Origin of the sequence: Castellaniella sp. GW247-6E4, from assembly GCF_040276065.1 — a bacterium.
Lineage (GTDB): Bacteria > Pseudomonadota > Gammaproteobacteria > Burkholderiales > Burkholderiaceae_B > Castellaniella.
The window spans coordinates 78,549-98,951 of sequence record NZ_JBELOI010000009.1; the positions used below are offsets into that span (position 1 = coordinate 78,549).

The window sequence follows — 20,403 nt, forward strand, 5'->3', positions numbered from 1 at the left end:
ACGCCGCGGCGCCGGGCACGCCGACCGCCACCAAATCGGGCACAATGCTCGTGTTCCAAACGTCCGAGGACATCATGGCCGATCTGTCAGCTTTTCCGATCACCCGCAAGTGGCCGGCGCAACATCCCGACCGCATCCAACTGTATTCCCTGCCCACGCCCAACGGCGTCAAGGTCTCGATCATGCTGGAGGAGACCCGCCTGCCGTACGAGGCGCACCTGGTCAATTTTTCGACCCAGGACCAGCACTCGCCCGAATTCCTGTCGCTCAACCCCAACAACAAGATCCCGGCCATCCTCGACCCGAGCGGCCCCGGGGGCCGGCCCCTGCCGCTCTTCGAGACCGGGGCCATCCTGCTGTACCTGGCCGGCAAGTCCGGGCGCTTCCTGCCGGACGACACGGCCGAACGCTACGAGGCCCTCCAGTGGCTGATGTTCCAGATCGGCGGCATCGGGCCGATGTTCGGCCAACTGGGCTTTTTCAACAAGTTCGGCGGCAAGGACTACGAGGACAAGCGCCCGCTGCGGCGCTACGTGGAGGAATCCCGCCGTCTGCTCAGGGTGCTCGAGGGCCGTCTCGAGGGCCGCGACTGGATGATGGGGGACGATTACGGCATCGTGGACATGGCGATCTTTCCCTGGGTGCGCAACCTCATCGGCTTCTACGAGGCCCGCGATCTGGTGGGATTCCAGGACTTTCCCCAGGTGGCGCGCGTCCTCGACGCCTTCCTCGCGCGGCCGGCTGTCCAGCGCGGCCTGGAGATCCCGCAGCGCGCCTGAGCAGCGCGCGCGGCCTATTGCGACTTGCGCGCCCGCAAGGCCTGGATCAGATCCGGGCGGCGTTCGGTGGTCAGGGCGACCGAGCGCTGGCGCCGCCACTCGGCGATCTGCGCATGGTGGCCCGAGAGCAGCACCTCGGGCACCGGCATCCCGTCCCAGATCTCGGGACGCGTATAGTGCGGGCTGTCCAGCAGCCCGTCCAGGGCCGGATTGAAAGAGTCCTGCTCGGCCGACTGCGCATCATGCAACACGCCCGGCAGCAGGCGCAGCACGCTGTCCATGACGACCATCGCCGCCAGCTCGCCGCCGGACAGCACATAATCGCCCAGCGACAATTCCTCGGTCACATGCCGGTCGATGAAGCGCTGGTCCACGCCCTCATAGCGGCCGCAGATCAGAATGGCACCCGAGGATCTGGCCCATTGCGCGGCAAGCTGCTGATCATGGCGCCGGCCCGCCGGCGACAACAGGACCACTGGCACCCGATCCGGATCCTCGCCGGATGCGGCATGGCGCGCCGCGCGCGCCGCCGCCACCGCGCGCGACAGGGGTTCGGCCATCATGACCATGCCCGGCCCGCCGCCATAGGGACGGTCATCCACCGTGCGATGGACGTCCTCGGTGAAATCGCGCGGGTTCCACAAGCCCAGTGTCCAGATCCCGCGCGCATGGGCGCGCCCGCTCACGCCCTGGTCACGCAGGGCCGAGAACATCTCGGGAAACAAGGTCAACAGATCGAATCGCATGTTCGTGCCCCGTGAGTGTGGACAGGCCCCGGCCGCGCTCAGAAATCGTCGGGCCAGTCGCTGTCCATGCGCCGCGCCGCCAGATCCACGCGATGCACATGGGCTTGGACGAAAGGCACGAACGTATGCACCGCCCGCCCGCGCGCGTCCAGAGCCGGCTGGAAACCGCCCTGCCCCTCCAGGGTGCCACGCGCGACCCGCAACACGGCGTGCGCACCGTTGTCGAGCACCTCATCGACACGGCCGAGGAAACAGGGCATCCCCCCGGACTCCCCATAGAAGTCGCAGCCGATCAGGTCCACCCAATAATATTCGTCCGCGCCGGTCTCGGGAAACGCGGCGCGCGAAGCCCACACCGTGCAGCCCTGCAGGCCCTCGGCGGCATCCCGATCGGCGATACCCTCGAGCTGGGCGACGACGAAGCGTCCGCCGTGCAGGCGGCTGGCCCGTACGCCGATGGCGCGCGCCAATGACGAGACGCCCGTATCCAATCCGGAATCGGGCGTCTTGAACCACCAGGACGGCGCACGCAACAGGGCCTGCGCATCAGTAGAATATGGCTGGACCTTGAGCCAGCCGCGCACGCCGTGGGGCCCGACCACCCGACCGACCTCGACCAGATCGTCGGGGGCGGATTCGGTGCCGGAGGCGCGGCCGGCCATGGCGCGCACCGCCGTTTAGGCGGCGGCCTTGGCCGAGTATTCCTTGACCAGGCGGGAAACCGTGGGCGAGAGCTGCGCGCCGTTTTCCGTCCAGTGCTGGATGCGATCGAGCGCGATGCGCAGGCCTTCCTGGCCTTCACCCGCGACGGGGTTGTAGAAACCCACGCGTTCGATGAAACGGCCATCGCGGCGATTGCGCGAATCGGCGGCAACGACATTGTAGAAGGGACGCTTCTTCGAGCCGCCGCGGGCCAGACGAATCACAACCATTGACAATCCTTTGAAAATACTGTGAAAAACGTGAAATTCTAACACTTTTGAGTGCCAGACCGCAATCCTGGCGCGCCATGGCGAGGCGCGCGTCCAAAAAACAACAAGCCGCCGCGCCCCTGGGCCACGGCCCTCAGCGCCGGCGCAAAAAATGCGCGGTCACGCCGTCGGGCCTGGCCTCCTGGGCCAGCAGCGCATTGCCCGTCTGGCGGCAGAACGCCTGGAAATCGCGCGCGGCATGGGCATCAGTGGTGAGCACGGCCAAAACCCGCCCACTCTCGATCCGCGCCAGGGCTTTCTTGGTGCGCAGGATGGGCAGGGGGCAGTCCAGCCCCGTCGCATCGATCTCGAGATCGGCCAAGGGACGGTCGGATGGCAACGTCATGATCAAGCCCCCAGGCGCGCCTGCACCCAGGCCTGCACCCCCGCGATGGCGCCGTCCAGCGCCGCGACATCCGAGCCGCCACCCATGGCCATGTCGGGACGTCCGCCGCCCTTGCCGCCTACCTGCGCAGCCACGGAACCCACCAGGTCGCCCGCCTTGATTCGCGCCGTTAGGGCCGGGCTGACACCGGCGACCAGGCTGATCCGGTCGTCCGACACCGCCGCAAGCAGGATGACGGCATCGTCCAGCCTGGCCTTGAGCTGGTCCACCATGCCGCGCAAGGCCTTGGGGTCCACCCCAGAGAGCCGCGTCGCCAACAGGCGCACGCCGGCCAGTTCGACCGCCTGGCCCGCGAGGTCGTTGCCCGCGGCCGCGGCCAGTTTGTCCTGCAGGCGCTCGAGGTCGCGCTCGAGGTGGCGCGCCTGCTGCTGCAAGGCCTGGATGCGCTCGGGGATGTCGGCGGCCTGCGTCTTGAGCAGGCCCGCGGCCTGGTCCAGCATGCCCTGGGCCTGCTGGACCCACTCGAGCGCCCCGCGCCCGGTCACCGCCTCGACGCGGCGGATGCCGGCGGCCACACCGCCCTCGGAGACAATCTTGAACAGTCCGATGTCGCCCGTGCGCGCGACGTGGGTGCCGCCGCACAGCTCGCGCGAGAAGCCGATGTCCAGCACGCGCACCACATCCCCGTATTTTTCGCCGAACAACGCCACCGCGCCGCCCTCGACCGCCTGGTCGTAGGACATGAGCTGCGTGCACACGGCCTCGTTGTTCAGCACCTCGCCATTGACGATGCGCTCGACCTCGCCGAGCTGCGCCGCGCTCATGGGCGCATCATGGGCGAAGTCAAAACGGGTCTTGTCGCCATCGACCAGGGAACCACGCTGCTGCACGTGTTCACCCAGCACCTGACGCAGCGCCTTGTGCATCAAATGGGTGGCCGAATGGTTGCGCATGGTGTCGCGCCGGCGTGCCTGATCGACATGCGCCTCGACCGCGTCGCCCACCGCCAGCGTGCCCTCGAGCAAGGCGCCGTGGTGCCCGAAAACGTCGCTCTGGATCTTTTGAGTGTCGGCCACCTGAAAACGCGCCCCCGCGCCCGCGAGCAGACCAGTGTCGCCCACCTGACCGCCCGATTCGGCATAGAAGGGCGTGGCATCGAGCACCACGACCGCGTCCTGACCCTGGGCGATCGATTGGACCTGAGCGCCGTCCACGTACAGTGCGGTCACGGTGGCCCGCCCGTCCAAATGCTCATAGCCGTCAAAGCGCGTGGCCACACCCTCGTAGCTGAGATCAGCCGCCACCTTGAACTTGCCGGCGGCGCGCGCCTGCTCGCGCTGGTGCGCCATCGCCCGCTCGAAGCCGTCCAGGTCCACCTCGACCCGGCGCTCGCGGCAAATGTCGGCGGTCAGGTCCACCGGGAAGCCATAGGTGTCGTAGAGGGTAAACAGCGTCTGCCCGTCCAGAGCCTGGCCATCGGGCAGCTCGCCCAGCGCGGCCTCGAGGATGCGCATGCCGTTCTCGAGGGTTTCGCTGAAGCGCTCCTCTTCTTGGCGCAGGACCTGTTCGACGCGGGCCTGCTGGACCGCGAGCTCGGGATACGCCTGGCCCATCTGTTCGACCAGATCGGCGACCAGTCGGTGGAAGAACACCCCGCTCTGCCCGAGCTTGTGGCCGTGCCGCAAGGCCCGGCGGATGATCCGGCGCAGCACGTAGCCGCGCCCCTCGTTGCCCGGAATCACGCCGTCGACGATTAGAAAGCTGCAAGCGCGAATGTGGTCGGCGATGACCTTGAGCGAATTGTTCTCCAGGTCGGAGGTGCCGGTCTCGCGCGCCGCGGCGCGGATCAGGGCCTGGAACAGATCGATCTCGTAGTTGGAGTGCACGTGCTGCAGAACGGCCGCGATGCGCTCGAGGCCCATGCCGGTATCCACACAGGGCCTGGGCAGCGGATGCATGACGCCCTGGGTGTCGCGCTCGAATTGCATGAACACGAGATTCCAGATCTCGATGTAGCGGTCGCCGTCCTCCTCGGGCGATCCCGGAGGCCCGCCCCAGATCTCGGGACCGTGATCGTAGAATATCTCGGAGCACGGGCCGCAGGGGCCAGTGTCGGCCATTTGCCAGAAGTTGTCCGAGGCATAGCGTGCGCCCTTGTTGTCGCCGATGCGGATGATGCGCTCGGCGGGCACGCCGATGTCCTCGGCCCAAATGCTGTGGGCCTCGTCGTCCTCGTGGTAGATGGTGACCCAGAGTTTTTCCCGGGGCAGCCCATAGACCTCGGTCAGCAGGGTCCAGGCATAGCGGATCGCGTCGCGCTTGAAATAATCCCCAAAACTGAAATTGCCCAGCATCTCGAAGAACGTGTGGTGACGGGCCGTGTAGCCCACGTTCTCGAGGTCGTTGTGCTTGCCGCCGGCGCGTACGCAGCGCTGCGCGGTCGTGGCCCGATGATACGGCCGCGTGTCCTTGCCGGTGAACACGTCTTTGAATTGCACCATCCCCGAATTGGTAAACAGCAGCGTCGGGTCGTTGGCCGGCACGAGCGGCGACGACGGCACGATCTGATGCCCCTTGGATTCGAAGAAGGACAGGAACTTTTGACGTATCTCGGTGGTTTTCATTCGCTATGCCGCGTGGGATGGTCCAAACACATCCCCTGGGCCCGCCGCGCGCCCGGGCAGGGCGCGACGAGTCGGGTGGACTTGTTCAGGCCATCCCTTGGGGAAAGTAACCAGGAATTATAGCGTCTAAGCGCCTCCAGCCAGGAAAACCGGCAAGCACCGGAATCCGGCCCGTCGCCCGCCGGCACGCCCCTGGAAGCCGCGCTCAGGCGCCTTGCCAGGGATGGTGCGTGACCCAATGGCGGGCGATGTCGGCGCGCGTGGCGATCCATACGCGGTCATGTCGCTGGATATGGTCCAGGAACCGCTGCAATCCCGCAAAGCGTCCCGGACGCCCGATCAGGCGGCAGTGCAGGCCGACGGACATCATCTTGGGTGCGGTCTCGCCCTCGGCGTACAGAACATCAAAGGCGTCCCTCAGGTAGTGATAGAAATGATCGGCGGTGTTGAAGCCTTGCGGCGAACCAAAGCGCATGTCGTTCGTATCCAGGGTATAGGGCACGATGAGCTGCGGGCGGGCGCCGCCATCGGAGAGCTCCACCTCGGCCCAGAACGGCAGGTCGTCGCCATAATAATCGGCGTCGTAGAGGAACTTGCCCTCCTCGGCGACGATGCGCAGGGTATTGGGGCTGTCGCGCCCGGTATACCAGCCATCGGGGTGGCGGCCAATCAGGCGGGTGACCACCTCGACACAGCGCCGGAAGTGCTCGCGCTCGACCTCCTCGGGCACGGACTGATAGTGGATCCAGCGGTAGCCGTGGCAGGCGACCTCGTGGCCCAGCTCGACAAAGGCGCGCGCCACCTCGGGATGACGTTCGAGCGCCATGCCCACCGCGAAGACCGTCAGCGGCAGGCCGCGGCGTTCGAATTCACGCAGAATGCGCCAGACCCCGGCGCGCGACCCATACTCGTAAATCGACTCCATCGACAAATGACGCTCGGGATAGGAAGCCGCGCCGATGATTTCGGATAGAAACTGCTCGGATCCCGAATCGCCGTGCAGCACGCAATTCTCGCCGCCCTCCTCGTAGTTCAGGACGAACTGCACCGCGACGCGAGCCTGCCCAGGCCAGGCGGCATGCGGCGGATTGCGGCCGTAGCCGACCAGGTCGCGCGGATAGGACTTGCGGGTGCTGCTGGACATGAAAGGGGTCTCCTGGTGATCAGAGCTTGACGCTGAATGCGGCCCACGGATCGTGCGGACGGTCGGCCGCCTCGCCCATGCGCTGCTCGCAATCCTGCAGATGATGGCGCATCGCCTCGCGTGCGCCTTGGACATCGCCCCTCGCGATGCGATCGAGTACCTCCCGGTGTTCGACGTACGAGCAGGCGCTGTCGTTGGGCGTATCGTGCAAAGCGATGATCAGCGTCGTGCGCGCGCAAAGCCCATGCAACATGTCGGTCAAGACCTCGTTGTCGGCCAGGCGCGCCAGTTCGACGTGAAAGGCATTGGACAGGCGGATCCAACTGATGCGGTCGCCATCCTCGAACGCCTGCTGCTCGCGCGCGACCATGTCGTAGAGCGGGCGCAGCGCCTCGGCGACGTCGGCGCGCGCAGCCAGCGCATCGAGCACGATGCACTCCAGCGCCTGCCGCATGGCGAACACGTCGCGGGTTTCCTTGGGTGTCGCCTGCCAGACATAGGCACCGCGATTCGGCTCGATCACCACGATCTTGTCGTGTGCGAGCTGCGACAGCGCCGTGCGCGCCGTGGCGCGCGAGCAGGAGAAGACCGAGCACAGCGTGGCCTCGGTCAGTTTCGCGCCCGGCAGCAGCCGGCGATCCATTGCGGCATCGAAGATCTCGCCGTACACGCGATCCACCTCCGAGCGCGCACCGCCCGCACCCTGGGGCGTGCGCAGTGAGGACGCACTGGGCGCCTTGAGGTCGCTCGCCGTCTTTTTGGGTTTCAAGCGAAGCATGGGAATTTTGTATGATCAGATTTGTTGACAATTATTGTGGACCAGACGAAAATCGTCAACACAAATTGTTTACAACAATCCAACTATCCTGCCCCGGAGTCATCCACAGGCACCAGCCACAGACTCCGCGAACCGTCGCCGCAGGCGGCGGGCCGGCCATACCGGGGGCCTTCCTGGCAGGATGCTGACCGGAGACAAATCCCATGGGAAAACTATCCACCCATGTACTGGACACCTTCCACGGTGTGCCAGCCCAGGGCGTCGCCCTTGAACTCTATCGCCTCGATGGCGGAACACGCACTCTGCTCAAGCAAACGGTCACGAATTCCGACGGCCGCTGCGACGAGTCCCTGCTCGGCGGCGCCGAGCTGCAACGCGGCACCTACGAGCTGATTTTTCATGCCGGGGATTATTTCGCCGGCCGCGGCGTCCAGTTGCCCACGCCGCGGTTCGTCGACCAGGTGATCCTGCGCTTCGGCGTGGCCAACCCGGACGAAAACTACCACGTCCCCCTGGTTGTGACCCCCTGGACTTGGTCCACCTACCGCGGCAGTTGAGCGGCCCGCGCGCCACCCCGGAACCCATCGAAAAATCAGAGGCAAACCATGGAAGGATTCCTTCTGGAATACGGTAATCTCCTGCTGCGCTGGCTGCACGTCATCGCGGCCATTGCGTGGATCGGCGAATCGATCTACTTCGTCATGCTGGACTGCAGCCTGCACCCCCCCAGGAGCGAACAGGCCAAGAAACAAGGCGTGTTCGGCGAGATGTGGGCCGTGCACGGCGGCGGTTTCTACCACAGCCAGAAATACGTGACCACCCCGCCCGAACTGCCCGACGACCTGCACTGGGCGTTCTGGAAGGCCTATACCACCTGGCTGTCGGGCTTCGCGCTGTTCTCATGGATGTACCTGTCCAAGCCGGCCTTCTACCTGGTCAACACCGCCAGTCCCTGGGCCTGGGCGGCCGGGATGAGCGGCACCGCAGCCAGCCTCCTGGCCGTGGCCTTCCTGGTCGTCGGATACATCGTCTACTCGCGCATGTGCCGCCTCATCAGCCCGACCGTGAACCGAGACGGCCTGCTGAGCCTCGCCGTGGGCGTGATGATGGCGTTCGTCGCCTGGTTGACCATCCAGATATTCCCCGGACGGGCCGCCTTTCTCATCACCGGCGCGCTGATGGCGACCTGCATGTCGGCCAATGTGTTCTTCTGGATCATCCCCGGCCAACGCCGCATGGTGAACGCCCTCAAGGCTGGCCAGGCGCCCGATCCGCTGGACGGCAAGCTCGGCAAGCAGCGCTCGGTGCACAACACCTACTTCACGCTGCCCGTCGTGTTCCTGATGCTCAGCAACCACTACTCGTTCACCTACACGAGCGAGTATGCCTGGATCATCATGAGCCTGTTCATCTTTGCGGGCGCCGTGATCCGCCAGTATTTCGTGCTGCGCCACACGGGCAGGAACGATCTGCGCTTTCCGGCCGCCGGCATCGTCATGCTGGCCCTCATTGGCTGGCTCGCCGCGCCCTCGGGCGCCCCGGCCAAAGCCGGCGGCGGCGAGCAGGCCGCCGTGACGCTCGAGCAGGTGCAGGGCATCGTCGCCGCACGCTGTACGGAATGCCACTCGGCCAAGCCGACTTTCGCGGGCTTTCCGGCCGCGCCGGCCGGCGTCATGCTGGATACCGCCGACGAGATCCTGCTGCACGCGCAGCAGATCCAGACCGTGGTCGCCAGCAAGTACATGCCACTGGCCAACCTGACCCAGATGAGCGACGAAGAGCGCGCCGTCATCGCCGCCTGGAGCGGCACCAAGTAAGGCCGGCACTCAGCGCATCGCCACGCAGATGAAGCCAGTCGTCCGCCCCTCGGCGGACGTCATCGAACCCGCATCGGAGACCATCACCGGCGTGTAGTTGAACGGGCACGAGCAATCGCCGGTGAGCGGGTTGCCCCGATAGGCCCCCGTACTATCGGCGCAACCCTGGCGGCTGTGCGAGAGGAAGCCGCCACCGCCCGCCCGACCGGCCGAACGCCAGCGGCCCTGCCGGCACAGCAGAATGCCGTCATGGCCGCCTTCGGTGGTCAAGGCGCCCTCCTCGGCGCACCCGCTGTGCTCGGTGCCGGAGCGCTCCAGCACCAGGGAATCCCGCGCCCACAGCGACGCGCCGCCGCGAATGTCGCCAACAACCGTGGCATCGCCCTGGAACTCGGGGTCGCGCGCATCGCGCACCCGCAGGTAGGGACTCAGGTCCACATCGCCGCCCGAGGGCACGGCGCCCTCGTCATCGACCACCAGGGCAACAATGCCCGCCGGCCAGTCCTCGGGCGCTGGCAGGCGCCGGCCAGCGCCCGACAAAACCCGAGACGCGCCGGGCCAGGCCACCATGCCCCGCCCCTGGGCGGCCATCAGCCACTGCGCCACCAAGCCCTCGTCCACCGCGCGTCCATCACGGCCCAGCAGCGGCTGGCGCGTGTGGACCAGGGCCGCAAGGCGGCAAGCGGCTCCCGGACACGCCCCCGAACGGAGGACCCGCAACCCCACCCCATGCCCCAAGGGGCCTGCATCCGCCCACCCCGGCGGCACCAAGCCCGCGGCGCGCATCTCGTCCCAGCCAGGCGCCGACCAATCCCCGAATCCCTCGTGCGCCAGCGCATCCGTGCCATCGGCCCGCCCGATCGCCAGCCCGTGAAGTCGGAGGTAGGACTGCGCGGCGCTCTGCGCCGCCGTCATCCACACGGCCAGCGACTGGGCCTGGAGGTCGCGCACGCGCTGCGCCCAGGCCTGCGCCGCCCAGACCGACACCAGGGCGAGCAGCAGGCCGACCACCGCCAGCTCGAGCATGAGGAATCCGCGCTGCGCCGCCGGCGCGCGGTGCCTAGCCGCGGTCCCCACCTCGAACCCCGGCGCGCTCATCGAGTGTAGAACGCGAACTGGTTGACATCGCCGCGCGCGCACGCCGACTCGGCCGTCAAGGCGCTATAGGTCGTCGCGTCATCCTTGACCACCCTGCCCTGGCCCACGCCCTGGCCGACGGTGATCGTGTCGGCGACGCGCTGCAGGACCGAGGCGATCGAGGGGCAGGCGGCATGGTTGACCGCGCTCAGGCGCACCACGAAGCCGGTGCCGCCCTCGACCGGCTCGACCTGGACATCCCCCTGGGCACCGAGACCGTGGCGCACGGTCCCGTCCGCCATCACGGTGAGCACCGTCGAATCGGCCACCATGTTCGCCAAACTCGCGACCGACAAGGCATCGTACGGCGAGGCCTCCCCGGTGCCGGCATTCACGCGCGCCTGAACGATGAAGCGGGTCAGTTCCTCGCCCACCTTGGGCACCTTGTTCTCGACCACATAGCCGCCGATCGCCGGGATGCCGACGACCGCGACCAGCAAAATGATGGCCGTGACGATCGAGACCTCGATCAAGGAAAAACCTCGCTGGCGGGCACGCCGCGCACGTTGTTCTGAAACCGCCATATCATCCTCCTCGCCGGGCTTCCCGGCATCAATCCGAATTTGAATCCACGGATTAACCGAACAAGACACTAGTGTCCGGCGTGAAACATCATCCAGGCGCGCCGCAATTCGTCCATCGCGGCGTAATGCCACAAGGCCACACCCAGCACCCAGGCCAGCGCCGCGAGCAGCATCAGCCAGCGCATGGCCTGCGCCTGGTGCGCGACCCGTCCAAGCAAGCGCCCCGCCAGCCGCAGACGCACGGCGCGCAGCCCATCCCGCAAACCACGCGCCGCCGCCATGTCCTCGAGATACCAATACGCATCGCGATCCAGCAGCCCCGTATCCAATGAAACCGCCCCCACCCACCCCTGATCGATACGAACGAGCATGTGCGACAGATGATGCCGTGCCCACGGGCGGGCGCCGTCGTGGAGCATGCCGATCGCGGCGCGCAATTGCGTGGAGGCCCCCGGGCCCGAGCCCAGCAGAATCTCGAGCAAGGCCAGGATGCGCAGTCCCTGAACCTGCCGATATAGTCGCCAGACACCATGCCCGTCGAGCACACGTCGCCACGCGCCAACACCGCGCGGCAACATCCACACCCCGCCCGCCGAGAGGATCGCCGCCCCGGCTGGCAGCCACGCGCCATGGATGGCCAGCCAATCCGAAAAGGTGAACAGCATCCGCGCATACGGTCCGTAAAAGGCCGGCGGCAGGCCATGGAACGCCCGTGCCAACCCTGGCACCGTCACAGCCGGCAAGGCCAAGGCCAGCAGACAGGCCACGACCAGCGCGGCCACGGCGGTCCCCAGAGTCAGCGCCAGGATGCGGCGCGCCTGCGCCATCAGCGTCAGATGCCCCGAAAGCGCCTCAAAACAGGCCAGCAGGCGCTCGCTGCCGAAGGCCTGGGCGGCGCGCACCAACGTCAACTCGTCGGCGGGAAAGCTGCCGATCCAGGTGGCGTGCAGATCACCGCCGCTTTGCTCGCAGGCGCGCGCCCAGGCGGCGGACAGGCGGCCGCGCACGCTGCCCGATCCATAGCGCCGCGCATCGAGGTCGAAGACCTCGCGCAGGGTGCGCTGGCCGCGCATGCCGCGCAAGACCGCCTGCAGGTAATCGTAGTAGTCGGCCCGCGCGGCCGCGAAACGCCATGCGTCCAGCCGCAGACCCGGGCCCGCCCGCCAGCGCTCGCCCCAGGCCGGCCTCATGGGGCGCGCCCCTCGCGCAAGGCGAGCGTTTCGAAGGCCATGAAGCGGACCTCGACATCGCGCGGATCGATCTCTCCGCGCAGGGCCTTGTCCATCGCGTGGCCCATGGCGCCTCGGCCATGCGCCGCGGGCGCGGCGGGATCCTCCGGCAGGCCGGGCTCGAGACACTCGGCGGCCACCGTGCGGCCGCCATAACCAGCCAGCTCGGGCAGTTGCGCAATCCGGCAGCGCTCGCACCCCGCCTCGTTGCGCAGGCGCAGAGCCTCGCGCGAACAAGGCCAGGCGGACTCTACACCTGCGAGCCAATGCTCCCAGTAGGCTTGCGTCCGTGTGCTCCCGGCAGACAGGCGACGGGCATCGGCCGGCACGGCACAGCCCGTGCACAGGATGGGCAGCAGCGCCTGGAAGACCAGCAGCTTGAGGATGCCTGGCGTTCCCAGGAAATCCCGCGGAATGCCGATGAACTCGGAGGCCAGCCGATCAACGATCCCGGCCGCCGACGGCGCATGGACCGTGGTGTAGACATTCACCCCCGACCCGGCCAGATCCGTGAACGCGCGGCCAGTCTCAGCATCGCGGATCTCGCCCAGCAGCACGTCCGTCATGGCCGAGCGCTTGAGTGCCCGCAGCTTGGCCGCATAGTCGTCGTGTGCCTCGCGATCGAGGTAGCGCCCGATGGTGTTCTGAACGGCGCGCTCGATGCGATACTCGACCGGCTCTTCGAGGGTGACGACCTTGCGATGCGGCGGCAGGCCAGCGATCAGCGTGGCGAGGGTCGTGGATTTCCCCGAACCCACCGTGCCGGCGAACACGATCGCCCCGCCCTCGGAACGCATGACGCGCTCGATCCGTGCCACCTGATCCCCGCGATAGCCCAGGGCCTCGAGCGAGGCCGGTCGGGGTCGCGCGTCGCGCTCGAGAAACCGCAGACAGACGCTGGGCCCCCGATCGGCGGCCAGCGATGCCCAGCGCAGCGTGACCTGACGGCCATCGACCTGGCGCAGCAGGCTGCCCTGCTGCTCTGCCAGCGGATCGAAGACCGCGCCGTTGCCCCCGCGGATATCCATCCAGGCGACCGCCAGGACATCCAGCAGCAAGGCCGTGGGCATGCGGCGAAACCGCTCGGGGGCGATATACCGTCCCGCCAGGGTATAACGCACCTCGGACTCGGCCTCATCGCGACAAACGTTCAGGTGCAGGTCGCTCGCGCCGTGACGCACCCCCCATTCCACCATATCCTGGAAGACCCCCGCGAGCGCGGTCGGCGTGCGTTCGCGCAAGCCCGGCGCGGCCGAAGGGCCGTCCGCGTCGCCGCGCGCCAGCGCCAGCAGCAAGGCGGCCGACAGTACATAACGCGGCGGATCGGCCATGATCCTGCCGGCCGATTCGATGCGCCGCGCAAGTTCGTCGGCCTGATCGCTGCCCACATGCCCGGCCAGCGCGAAAAGGACCACCGTGCCATCGTCGAGCTCGGCGGGGCAGATGCGATCGGACAGGGTCTGCGCATCGAACTCGGCCGCCAGCGGGCGGCGCACCGGTGGATTCAGATCCGCGATTCCACGTGCGCCGTCAAGCACAATCGCCCGCGCGCTGTCAAAGACCGCCCCGCGCAGTCCACCGGGGGCGGGATCCCGGCGACGGCGCCAGCCACGCGTCATCATGGCCTGGCCTCGCTCAGCATGGCCCGCAGGCACAGCGAATGCCTATCCTCGCCCCGTTCGAGCTGGATACAGGCGCCGTTCATGTCGCGCAGCCGATAAACCGCGGCATCGCCCGTATGCCCGACCGGCAGCGCCTGCCCGCGGACATAGAGGAATGCGCGCGACCCCACCTGGACCTCGGCCATCAAATCTCGCCCCACGCCATACATCGCCATCAGGCGCGGGCGCGCGCCCGCTGGAACCGCCCCCGCAGGCCGCGCCGCCGCCCCACCCCCCCGCGTCACGGGCGACTGCAAGGCCTCGCGGATATCACGCCGCAACAGCTCGCGCACGGACTGGGTTTCCCATTCGAGGTCCTCGTCGCCGGCAACGCCGGCTGCAGACGCAGGGGCTCCCGGCACGGCCGGCAAACCGGCAACCACCCCCGCGACATCCGAGGTACCGGCGGCCTCGGCCGCATCGGCCGCACCAGCGGGAGCTGGCCGGACAAGGGCCACGAGCACGAGCGCGGCCGCGACGGCCACCGCCTCAGCCGGAGGACGCCGGCGAGTCTTGCGTTTCATAGAGGGCTCCTTCGAGATGGAGATTCATAGGGCTGGCGGACACGCCGGGCACGGTCTGCCGGATGATCGACAGGGCGGCCTTGCGCCACCCGATATGGCGTGAGATCGGGATCAGCAGCGCGGCGGAACGCAACGGACCGTCGATCCGCAGCTCGCGCAAGGCATAACGGCGCAGATCGGCTGGGCGCGGCAGCTCGGCGCCGCCCGGATCGCGGGGCGCGGCGGGTTCCAGCGACCGACGGGCATCGAGCCGGAATGCCGCAAACGCCGGCAGGATGGCCTGCGCCTGGCTGGCCCAATCGCGAGCCTGGCCCTCGACCGACGGTGGCTGGGCCCGATCCGGCGCCTGCGCCGGCACGGTGAGCGTCCAAGAGGCGCGCGCGAGATCCAGTGAAGGGAAGTCCAGATGCCAGTCCTGCGGTGCGCGGCGCAGCAGCCCGCGGTTATCGGCCCGGCGATCGGCCCGCTCGTATTCGCCCAGACAGCGCCAAAGGCCATCATCGGCCAATCGGCACGACAGCAGGCGCAGCCGCCAGCCGGCCAGCACGGCCGGCTGGCGATACAAGGCGGTGAGCAGCGTCCGCGTGCCCACGGGGCCGTGAACGCGATGCCGGTCCAGGAGCAGGCGCTGAGAGCGGGCCCAGGCCTCGCGGGCATCGATGGGCTGCGGCCCATCGCGCGCATCGGCCAAGCCCTGCCATATGAACGGCGTGGCCGCGCACACCACCAGACCCACAAGGCCGGCATGGCGCCAGCCCCGCCATGGCGTTCGCCACAAGCGCGCCTCATCGCTTGCATGGCGGATCAGGTCCTCGAGGCGGACACCACGCCCCCCAGATCCGGGAAGCGACAGGTCGCGCAGGCGCGGATAGGCCAGGCGCAGCTCGTCGATCACCGCGCGCGCCGGTGTCGGGTCATGATAGATGCGGTCAGAGCGCGACAGGACGGCCCCCTCGTGGGCGGCCAGCACGCAGAGGCCGCCGTCGTCCAGCTCGAGGATCGCCGCGATCGTGCCCCTGGGATTGAGCAAAGCAAAAATCTGGGCGCCCGAATAGGGTTGAGCAGGCCCCTGCCCGCGTGCCAGCCGGGCCAGCCCCACGGCCGCACGATCCGATCCCGACAGGACCGCGTGCGAAGCCCGATGCTGGCGCGCCAGCCGTCGGGCCAGGCGGTCGGGGCGCCCGCCCACCAGGGGCAGCCAGTCCATGCCGAAGACCAGTGCGACCAGGCCGACCCTGACGATCCGCGCACCACCGGACACCATCTAGAGCCCCTCTTCGGTGCGCGCGGTGATGACCAGGATGGTCGTCAGGCGCTGCGAGGCCACCTGGTCACCGCCGCCGAACACAGCTGGCATGCCGGGCCCCAGGCGGCGCTCGGACGCCTCGGACTGATGCCGATCAAAGCCGGAGATCACCAGTGGCTGGCCCGGCTGCACGGCAAGTTGCTGCACCGTGCCATTGCCGTCGATGGTGAGTTGCTGCAATTGCAGCGGATTGGCCTTGTCGCCGAACGTCACGGACTTGAGGGGTTGGGCCACCGTGTTGTCATAGGCGATGGACAGGAGGATCTGACCATCCTCCTGGGCATCGGGGATCACGGTCAGCAGCGAGCCTACGGTTTCCTCCTTTTGGTTGACCGATACGGCGGGCAGCGCAATTCCGGCTCCGCTGGGCAGGGACGTGGTTTCGACCTGGTCACTGACATTAAAGATCTGTCCTGGGATAGCCAAATAAATCAAGCACATGCGAGTTATCCACAGACAGCAGTGACATTAAAGATCTGTTCCGGGCATGGCTCTGCTATTGGGAGCGAGTGACATTAAAGTGCTGTTCCCGAGAGAGTCAGCTGGAATGGAGGGCCTGCTGCAATACCCTATGAGGCCCATCCACGATCCCTTGCAGTCAGTCGTAGAATTGGCAAATCTTCTCTGGCGTAATACGCTTGCCAGCATGAGCAAATTTGCACAATCAACCTTCGAATGGCGGCATCAGGCACCTGAGCATTTCATTGCCAAATCACGCAATGCCTACTTCAACGCCAACCTACTTAGGAAGGTCTCAACCGATGTGTTGCAAGCTCTCGCAGAAAGCGAAGGCTATTGGGGAGATCCGCAAACTGCATCATCGGAAGGCTACATAAGAGAAATCGGTGTAGCCATGGAGTTGGCGATAAAAGCAGTTATCTGCAGACGTATTGAGTCGGGCGATCATGGCGAGAACGGGCTACCTCACCATCACCGACTCGTGGATCTGTGGGAACATGCGGCCCTACCAGAGCTGCAACCAATTGAGCGCTTTCAGCTCTTTCGTCTAAGCGTCCAAATCGCATGGGCAAGCCGCTATCCCACATCACAACGCGAGAATGACTACAACAGCACAAATGCTCGTATGCACGAACTGGCAATCGCCGCACATCCACCTACGCAGGGCTCCGGCCGCATCAAATTCCTTCAGGCCCACGGCACGGATGAGGCAGTTCTAGAAAATTTATACGAAATAGCCATCAGCGCGGCTGCGCGCCACTAAATTCTGGCCTACAGTCATGTTCATGCTGGCAGCGCTAGAGGAGTGCCCTGAGGAGATGCACTGATTCCCCGGGGAATCCTCGGTTGTTGCCTACCTCCCTCTGGTTCGGACCAATGCTGGAACGCTTAACTGCCCCATGGATGGCATGGCTACTGCCACAGTTTCGCCCGTGTCGGTGCGCACAACACCAGGATCGCGTGGGGTCGCGTTCCTACGATCAAGTTGGCAAGCCCCGCGTCGCGCGGACCGCGCTACTGGTAATGGAGCAATCGTACTCATCCAAGGCGGCGAACAGAGACATCGCCTTGCCGGCGAGAACCGCCTTTCAGTATGCCTTGAAGCACCTGGGAGAGTGCGATTACGCCGATGTTTGCTAGAATTAAAAGCCTCAGAAAGAGTGCATTTCGGTTAATGCTGTGTGCCGAGGAGGAAGGCCATTAGTGCGATCCGGTCCATTGATTTGCGCCTCATAGATGATCTCGTCGATTTCATTCGGGGGTCAGGCTATGTGTTGGACTTTTCCGATGCTAGCTTCGCGGATTTTTTCGCCTCTGAGCTCAAGGTCAACATCGACGATCCGAAATATGCGGTGAACGGAGGCTCAAAGGGCAAGCGGCTGCGGTACTTCCTACAGAATTGCGACGACGCTATCGCGGTGCGCACCCTCAGGGCCCTCTGGGAATATCGCGCTGAATATCTAGTCCGCACGGGTGCCAAAGACCCTGTTCCTGAAGCAGAAGTCCGGTACCAACGCCTAATTGACCGCCTGTCAGGCGGCGTAGCACCGGAAGCAGCCGCACCCAATGCAACCACTGCCACGGTCGATAAGCAGAGGATCGCAAGGATCAAGGCGGATCTCCTGCAAGTTGCGGCGCTTAGTCCCCAGGCACGCGGCTACGCTTTCGAGGGGTTCCTCAAGGATCTGTTCAACATCTTTGGCCTCTCCGCTAGGGATCCTTTCCGGCTTCGAGGTGAACAGATCGACGGTAGCTTTCAGCTAAACAGCGACATCTACCTCCTCGAAGCCAAATGGCATGGCGAACCTATCGGCGTCGCAGACCTCCATGTCTTTCAGGGCAAGATCGAGCAGAAGGCAGCGTGGACTCGTGGTCTCTTCGTTAGCGACAGTGGCTTCACCGATGAGGGGCTTACCGCCTTTGGGCGCGGGAAGCGGGTTATTTGCATGGACGGACTGGATCTCTTCGAGATGCTAGACCGGGAAATTCCACTCACTCAGGTCCTCGAGCAAAAGGTTCGCGGCGCAGCCGAGACTGGCTCACCCTTTATTCGCGTTCGCGATCTCTTTCCTCACTGACAGAAGAGAATGGCCGGACCACCATGGGCCCATAAGCAGGCTCCCTCACGATGCCAGGTCAGGTGCTGCGCAGATGGCAATGCCCGTAGGCACGCGGGCTATCCACCTGAAATCCTCTTTCCTGGCCCGAGCCAGAGGGAATATCAACCCTACTAACTGAATTTGCAGTAATGTCGGATCGAACCACACAGACCGAAACCATTCATCGCTTCCCCCCCTACGAAAGTAAAAAGCGACACATTGAGTACCGCACAAAAGGATAATTGAGCACACATGAGTCTTCTTCACGAAATCCAGGCCTCAATCCTTCAAGAAGGATCAGAACTTGGACCTGTACTCCTCAGGCTCCGACTATTGGCTGCTCGGATCGGCAGTCAACCGCTCGCAGAATGGGTGAAGTATGAATCGGAGGGGTATCCACCCGATGTTGAACTCCCTGACTACAGATTCATTTCAGTTAGCTACACAGGTACTTTTTTGGGACCATTTGGATCTGGGATAAAGAACGCTCCGATAGCCTCGTACCTAGTGAAAGAGTTTGCAGGGGAGCGCTGGGTTCACTACGGAATCCGCGGGAGCATCGCAGCGGTAGACGACCTGTTAGCCTCTTCCGACAACGGCGGTGAGCTTGGAATTGATGCCTCTAATCTGCCCCTTCTTCTCCAGGGAAAAGTCTATCCAGACTACTCATGCAACTCGGTAACCGGCCGCATCAGCCGCTCCTCCCTTGCTTCCATTCGACATGTGGTGCGCAGCCGCGTCCTCGAACTTACGATCGAGCTTGAAAAATCTATTCCAGATGCGGTGGCGATCACCGCAGGCCCCCCTGTCGTGCCAACTGCGCCTAACGCGGCCGCAGCCACACAGATTGCCCAACAAATTATCTATGGGAATTTCACACCTATCACGGCAGCCGGCGACGGAGCAACGCTCCAAATAACGGTGGCCTCGCATGACACGGGAAGTTTGGTGCAATTTTTGACAGGCTCTGGCATGGCGCAAGAAGATGCCCAAGAGCTGGCTCGTCTTGCTGCATCGGAGGAGCCAGAAAGCAATATAGAGCCGATGGGGCCACAAGTGCGTAACTGGCTCGTCAAAAATCTCAAGAAGGCCGCCTCTGGCACTTGGAAGATGGGGGTTGCTGTTGCCACGGATGTTGTGAAGGAGGCGTTGCTCAGGTACTACGGACTCAAGTAGGGTCACCCTTGGATAAAATATGACAGTTGCCAGCCACTGACAGGAGCCCCCATGACCACCCGCATCAAGATCGATTTCGTCTCCGACGTGTCTTGTCCCTGGTGCGCGGTGGGCTTGAGCTCGCTGGAACAGGCATTGTCCAGGGTCGAGGGCGAAATCGAGGCGGAACTTCATTTCCAGCCCTTTGAGCTGAACCCGGACATGCCGCCCGAAGGGCAGGATACCGTTGAGCGTCTCTCGCGCAAGTACGGCATGACGCCAGAACAGGTGCGGCACAACGGCGAGCTCATCACTGAGCGGGGCCGCGAGGTCGGCTTCACCTTCAACATGGACAAGCGCACACATACGTACAACACCTTCGATGCGCACCGACTGCTGCATTGGGCCGGCCTGGAAGGTCATCAATTGGCCTTGAAGCATGCACTGTTGAAGGCGTATTTCACCGATGGCGAAAATCCCAGCGATCACGAGACTCTGACCAGGCTGTGCCGCGAGTCAGGGCTGAACCAAGATCGCGCGCGAGAGATTCTGGACTCCGACGAGTACTCGGCCGAAGTACGAGCCCGCGAACGTTTTTACACCCAGCAGGGTATCGATTCCGTCCCTTCCATCATCCTGAATGACCGGCATCTGATCCAGGGTGGCCAGGCCCCCGAGACATTTGAGCAGGCGTTGCGACAGGTCGCTGGCGCTGAGTGATTCAACCCAAACCTCTAGTCTGCCGGGGGAGCTCGCCTGTCTCGCCGCCGCTTGACCCACTGCGCGGTAAGGTTGGCGCTACTCCGACGGAGCCGGCCACCTCTCATCTTCGAGGCGGGCGCGCTTGGCCTACCCGTGGGACGCATCGCGACCCAGAAGGCAGCGTAAGCCAGCAGCGCGAGGAAAGCATTCAAAATTAGGAATCCCATAGCACTGTTCCTCTCGATTGGCCCACCTGCTACCAACATACACGGCCGGCCCCCCCCCGACAGCGAAATGCACTTCAGAGCCCATCCCATCCATCAACGCGAGGAAGCCCGTCCGGCATTTCTGCCAACAAGGCAGCCAGTTGGTAGCGCGGGCGAGGCTGAACCTCAATGTCGG

General features: G+C 65.3%; 21 protein-coding genes. 7 read left to right on the forward strand and 14 right to left on the reverse strand.

From position 1 onward, the window contains the following. Positions 1-74 precede the first annotated feature (74 nt). On the forward strand, positions 75-779 hold the full coding sequence (locus ABS761_RS12165; protein ID WP_350408597.1) for a glutathione S-transferase N-terminal domain-containing protein: 705 nt from the start codon (positions 75-77) through the stop codon (positions 777-779). A 14-nt stretch (positions 780-793) separates the two neighbouring features. Here ABS761_RS12165 and trmD read toward each other — a convergent pair whose 3' ends face one another. From trmD to ABS761_RS12200, 7 genes are all read right to left on the reverse strand, one after another. After that, positions 794-1,525, reverse strand: a complete 732-nt coding sequence (gene trmD, locus ABS761_RS12170; protein ID WP_350408598.1) for a tRNA (guanosine(37)-N1)-methyltransferase TrmD — start codon at positions 1,523-1,525, stop codon at positions 794-796. A gap of 38 nt (positions 1,526-1,563) precedes the next feature. Continuing rightward, positions 1,564-2,187, reverse strand: a complete 624-nt coding sequence (gene rimM / locus ABS761_RS12175) for a ribosome maturation factor RimM (protein ID WP_350408599.1) — start codon at positions 2,185-2,187, stop codon at positions 1,564-1,566. A gap of 15 nt (positions 2,188-2,202) precedes the next feature. After that, positions 2,203-2,457 (reverse strand): 30S ribosomal protein S16, encoded by a 255-nt coding sequence (gene rpsP, locus ABS761_RS12180; protein ID WP_350408600.1) that lies wholly within the window; start codon positions 2,455-2,457, stop codon positions 2,203-2,205. A 133-nt stretch (positions 2,458-2,590) separates the two neighbouring features. Beyond that, entirely contained in the window at positions 2,591-2,842 is a 252-nt protein-coding gene (locus ABS761_RS12185; RefSeq protein WP_350408601.1) for a sulfurtransferase TusA family protein, read from the reverse strand. 2 nt (positions 2,843-2,844) lie between these two features. Then, entirely contained in the window at positions 2,845-5,466 is a 2,622-nt protein-coding gene (gene alaS, locus ABS761_RS12190) for an alanine--tRNA ligase (protein ID WP_350408602.1), read from the reverse strand. 205 nt (positions 5,467-5,671) lie between these two features. Then, positions 5,672-6,610: an allantoinase PuuE gene (puuE, locus tag ABS761_RS12195; protein ID WP_350408603.1), complete on the reverse strand. Its 939-nt coding sequence runs from the start codon at positions 6,608-6,610 to the stop codon at positions 5,672-5,674. A 19-nt stretch (positions 6,611-6,629) separates the two neighbouring features. Then, the gene (locus ABS761_RS12200; protein ID WP_350408604.1) at positions 6,630-7,388 is read right to left on the reverse strand and encodes a GntR family transcriptional regulator; all 759 of its coding nucleotides are present in this window, start codon (positions 7,386-7,388) and stop codon (positions 6,630-6,632) included. A gap of 203 nt (positions 7,389-7,591) precedes the next feature. On the opposite strand from ABS761_RS12200, the gene uraH reads away from it, so the two are divergent. Together uraH and ABS761_RS12210 are read left to right on the forward strand one after the other, a co-directional pair. Beyond that, positions 7,592-7,945 (forward strand): hydroxyisourate hydrolase, encoded by a 354-nt coding sequence (gene uraH / locus ABS761_RS12205; RefSeq protein WP_350408605.1) that lies wholly within the window; start codon positions 7,592-7,594, stop codon positions 7,943-7,945. Positions 7,946-7,993: 48 nt separating this feature from the next. Continuing rightward, positions 7,994-9,205, forward strand: coding sequence for a urate hydroxylase PuuD (locus tag ABS761_RS12210; RefSeq protein ID WP_350408606.1), 1,212 nt, complete (start codon positions 7,994-7,996; stop codon positions 9,203-9,205). Positions 9,206-9,214: 9 nt separating this feature from the next. Here the strand turns inward: ABS761_RS12210 and ABS761_RS12215 are convergent, their stop codons facing one another. The 7 genes from ABS761_RS12215 to ABS761_RS12245 all read right to left on the reverse strand — a co-directional run bounded on the left by ABS761_RS12215 (position 9,215) and on the right by ABS761_RS12245 (position 16,027). Then, positions 9,215-10,231 (reverse strand): hypothetical protein, encoded by a 1,017-nt coding sequence (locus ABS761_RS12215; RefSeq protein WP_350408607.1) that lies wholly within the window; start codon positions 10,229-10,231, stop codon positions 9,215-9,217. Positions 10,232-10,299: 68 nt separating this feature from the next. Further along, a complete protein-coding gene (locus tag ABS761_RS12220) occupies positions 10,300-10,866 on the reverse strand; it encodes a type 4 pilus major pilin (protein ID WP_350408608.1) in 567 nt (188 codons plus the stop codon). A 68-nt stretch (positions 10,867-10,934) separates the two neighbouring features. Then, positions 10,935-12,056 carry a hypothetical protein gene (locus ABS761_RS12225; RefSeq protein ID WP_350408609.1) on the reverse strand — a complete coding sequence of 374 codons (1,122 nt, stop codon included), beginning with the start codon at positions 12,054-12,056 and terminating at the stop codon, positions 10,935-10,937. Continuing rightward, positions 12,053-13,717, reverse strand: a complete 1,665-nt coding sequence (locus ABS761_RS12230; RefSeq protein ID WP_350408610.1) for an ATPase, T2SS/T4P/T4SS family — start codon at positions 13,715-13,717, stop codon at positions 12,053-12,055. The genes ABS761_RS12225 and ABS761_RS12230 overlap by 4 nt, the downstream gene beginning before the upstream one ends. Continuing rightward, positions 13,714-14,280 carry a hypothetical protein gene (locus ABS761_RS12235; RefSeq protein ID WP_350408611.1) on the reverse strand — a complete coding sequence of 189 codons (567 nt, stop codon included), beginning with the start codon at positions 14,278-14,280 and terminating at the stop codon, positions 13,714-13,716. The genes ABS761_RS12230 and ABS761_RS12235 overlap by 4 nt, the downstream gene beginning before the upstream one ends. Further along, positions 14,246-15,544, reverse strand: coding sequence for a type IV pilus inner membrane component PilO (locus ABS761_RS12240; RefSeq protein WP_350408612.1), 1,299 nt, complete (start codon positions 15,542-15,544; stop codon positions 14,246-14,248). The genes ABS761_RS12235 and ABS761_RS12240 overlap by 35 nt, the downstream gene beginning before the upstream one ends. Further along, positions 15,545-16,027, reverse strand: coding sequence for a hypothetical protein (locus ABS761_RS12245; protein ID WP_350408613.1), 483 nt, complete (start codon positions 16,025-16,027; stop codon positions 15,545-15,547). A gap of 46 nt (positions 16,028-16,073) precedes the next feature. On the opposite strand from ABS761_RS12245, the gene ABS761_RS12250 reads away from it, so the two are divergent. From ABS761_RS12250 to ABS761_RS12265, 4 genes are all read left to right on the forward strand, one after another. Next, a complete protein-coding gene (locus tag ABS761_RS12250) occupies positions 16,074-16,808 on the forward strand; it encodes a hypothetical protein (RefSeq protein WP_350408614.1) in 735 nt (244 codons plus the stop codon). Between the two features lie 508 nt (positions 16,809-17,316). After that, positions 17,317-18,123: a restriction endonuclease gene (locus tag ABS761_RS12255; protein ID WP_350408699.1), complete on the forward strand. Its 807-nt coding sequence runs from the start codon at positions 17,317-17,319 to the stop codon at positions 18,121-18,123. 273 nt (positions 18,124-18,396) lie between these two features. Beyond that, on the forward strand, positions 18,397-19,320 hold the full coding sequence (locus tag ABS761_RS12260; RefSeq protein ID WP_350408615.1) for an AbiTii domain-containing protein: 924 nt from the start codon (positions 18,397-18,399) through the stop codon (positions 19,318-19,320). Positions 19,321-19,371: 51 nt separating this feature from the next. Then, positions 19,372-20,019, forward strand: a complete 648-nt coding sequence (locus ABS761_RS12265; protein WP_350408616.1) for a DsbA family oxidoreductase — start codon at positions 19,372-19,374, stop codon at positions 20,017-20,019. Positions 20,020-20,403 lie beyond the last annotated feature (384 nt).

Coding starts and splice junctions, on each gene's coding strand:
- ABS761_RS12220 (WP_350408608.1), bottom strand. CDS start 10,866: ATGGCGGTTTCAGAACAACGTGCGCGGCGTGCCCGCCAGCGAGGTTTT.
- uraH (WP_350408605.1), top strand. CDS start 7,592: ATGGGAAAACTATCCACCCATGTACTGGACACCTTCCACGGTGTGCCA.
- ABS761_RS12240 (WP_350408612.1), bottom strand. CDS start 15,544: ATGGTGTCCGGTGGTGCGCGGATCGTCAGGGTCGGCCTGGTCGCACTG.
- ABS761_RS12200 (WP_350408604.1), bottom strand. CDS start 7,388: ATGCTTCGCTTGAAACCCAAAAAGACGGCGAGCGACCTCAAGGCGCCC.
- ABS761_RS12215 (WP_350408607.1), bottom strand. CDS start 10,231: ATGCTCGAGCTGGCGGTGGTCGGCCTGCTGCTCGCCCTGGTGTCGGTC.
- trmD (WP_350408598.1), bottom strand. CDS start 1,525: ATGCGATTCGATCTGTTGACCTTGTTTCCCGAGATGTTCTCGGCCCTG.
- ABS761_RS12225 (WP_350408609.1), bottom strand. CDS start 12,056: ATGAGGCCGGCCTGGGGCGAGCGCTGGCGGGCGGGCCCGGGTCTGCGG.
- ABS761_RS12165 (WP_350408597.1), top strand. CDS start 75: ATGGCCGATCTGTCAGCTTTTCCGATCACCCGCAAGTGGCCGGCGCAA.
- rimM (WP_350408599.1), bottom strand. CDS start 2,187: ATGGCCGGCCGCGCCTCCGGCACCGAATCCGCCCCCGACGATCTGGTC.
- ABS761_RS12250 (WP_350408614.1), top strand. CDS start 16,074: ATGGCTCTGCTATTGGGAGCGAGTGACATTAAAGTGCTGTTCCCGAGA.
- ABS761_RS12260 (WP_350408615.1), top strand. CDS start 18,397: ATGAGTCTTCTTCACGAAATCCAGGCCTCAATCCTTCAAGAAGGATCA.
- ABS761_RS12230 (WP_350408610.1), bottom strand. CDS start 13,717: ATGATGACGCGTGGCTGGCGCCGTCGCCGGGATCCCGCCCCCGGTGGA.
- ABS761_RS12185 (WP_350408601.1), bottom strand. CDS start 2,842: ATGACGTTGCCATCCGACCGTCCCTTGGCCGATCTCGAGATCGATGCG.
- ABS761_RS12210 (WP_350408606.1), top strand. CDS start 7,994: ATGGAAGGATTCCTTCTGGAATACGGTAATCTCCTGCTGCGCTGGCTG.
- puuE (WP_350408603.1), bottom strand. CDS start 6,610: ATGTCCAGCAGCACCCGCAAGTCCTATCCGCGCGACCTGGTCGGCTAC.
- ABS761_RS12245 (WP_350408613.1), bottom strand. CDS start 16,027: ATGTGCTTGATTTATTTGGCTATCCCAGGACAGATCTTTAATGTCAGT.
- rpsP (WP_350408600.1), bottom strand. CDS start 2,457: ATGGTTGTGATTCGTCTGGCCCGCGGCGGCTCGAAGAAGCGTCCCTTC.
- ABS761_RS12265 (WP_350408616.1), top strand. CDS start 19,372: ATGACCACCCGCATCAAGATCGATTTCGTCTCCGACGTGTCTTGTCCC.
- ABS761_RS12235 (WP_350408611.1), bottom strand. CDS start 14,280: ATGAAACGCAAGACTCGCCGGCGTCCTCCGGCTGAGGCGGTGGCCGTC.
- alaS (WP_350408602.1), bottom strand. CDS start 5,466: ATGAAAACCACCGAGATACGTCAAAAGTTCCTGTCCTTCTTCGAATCC.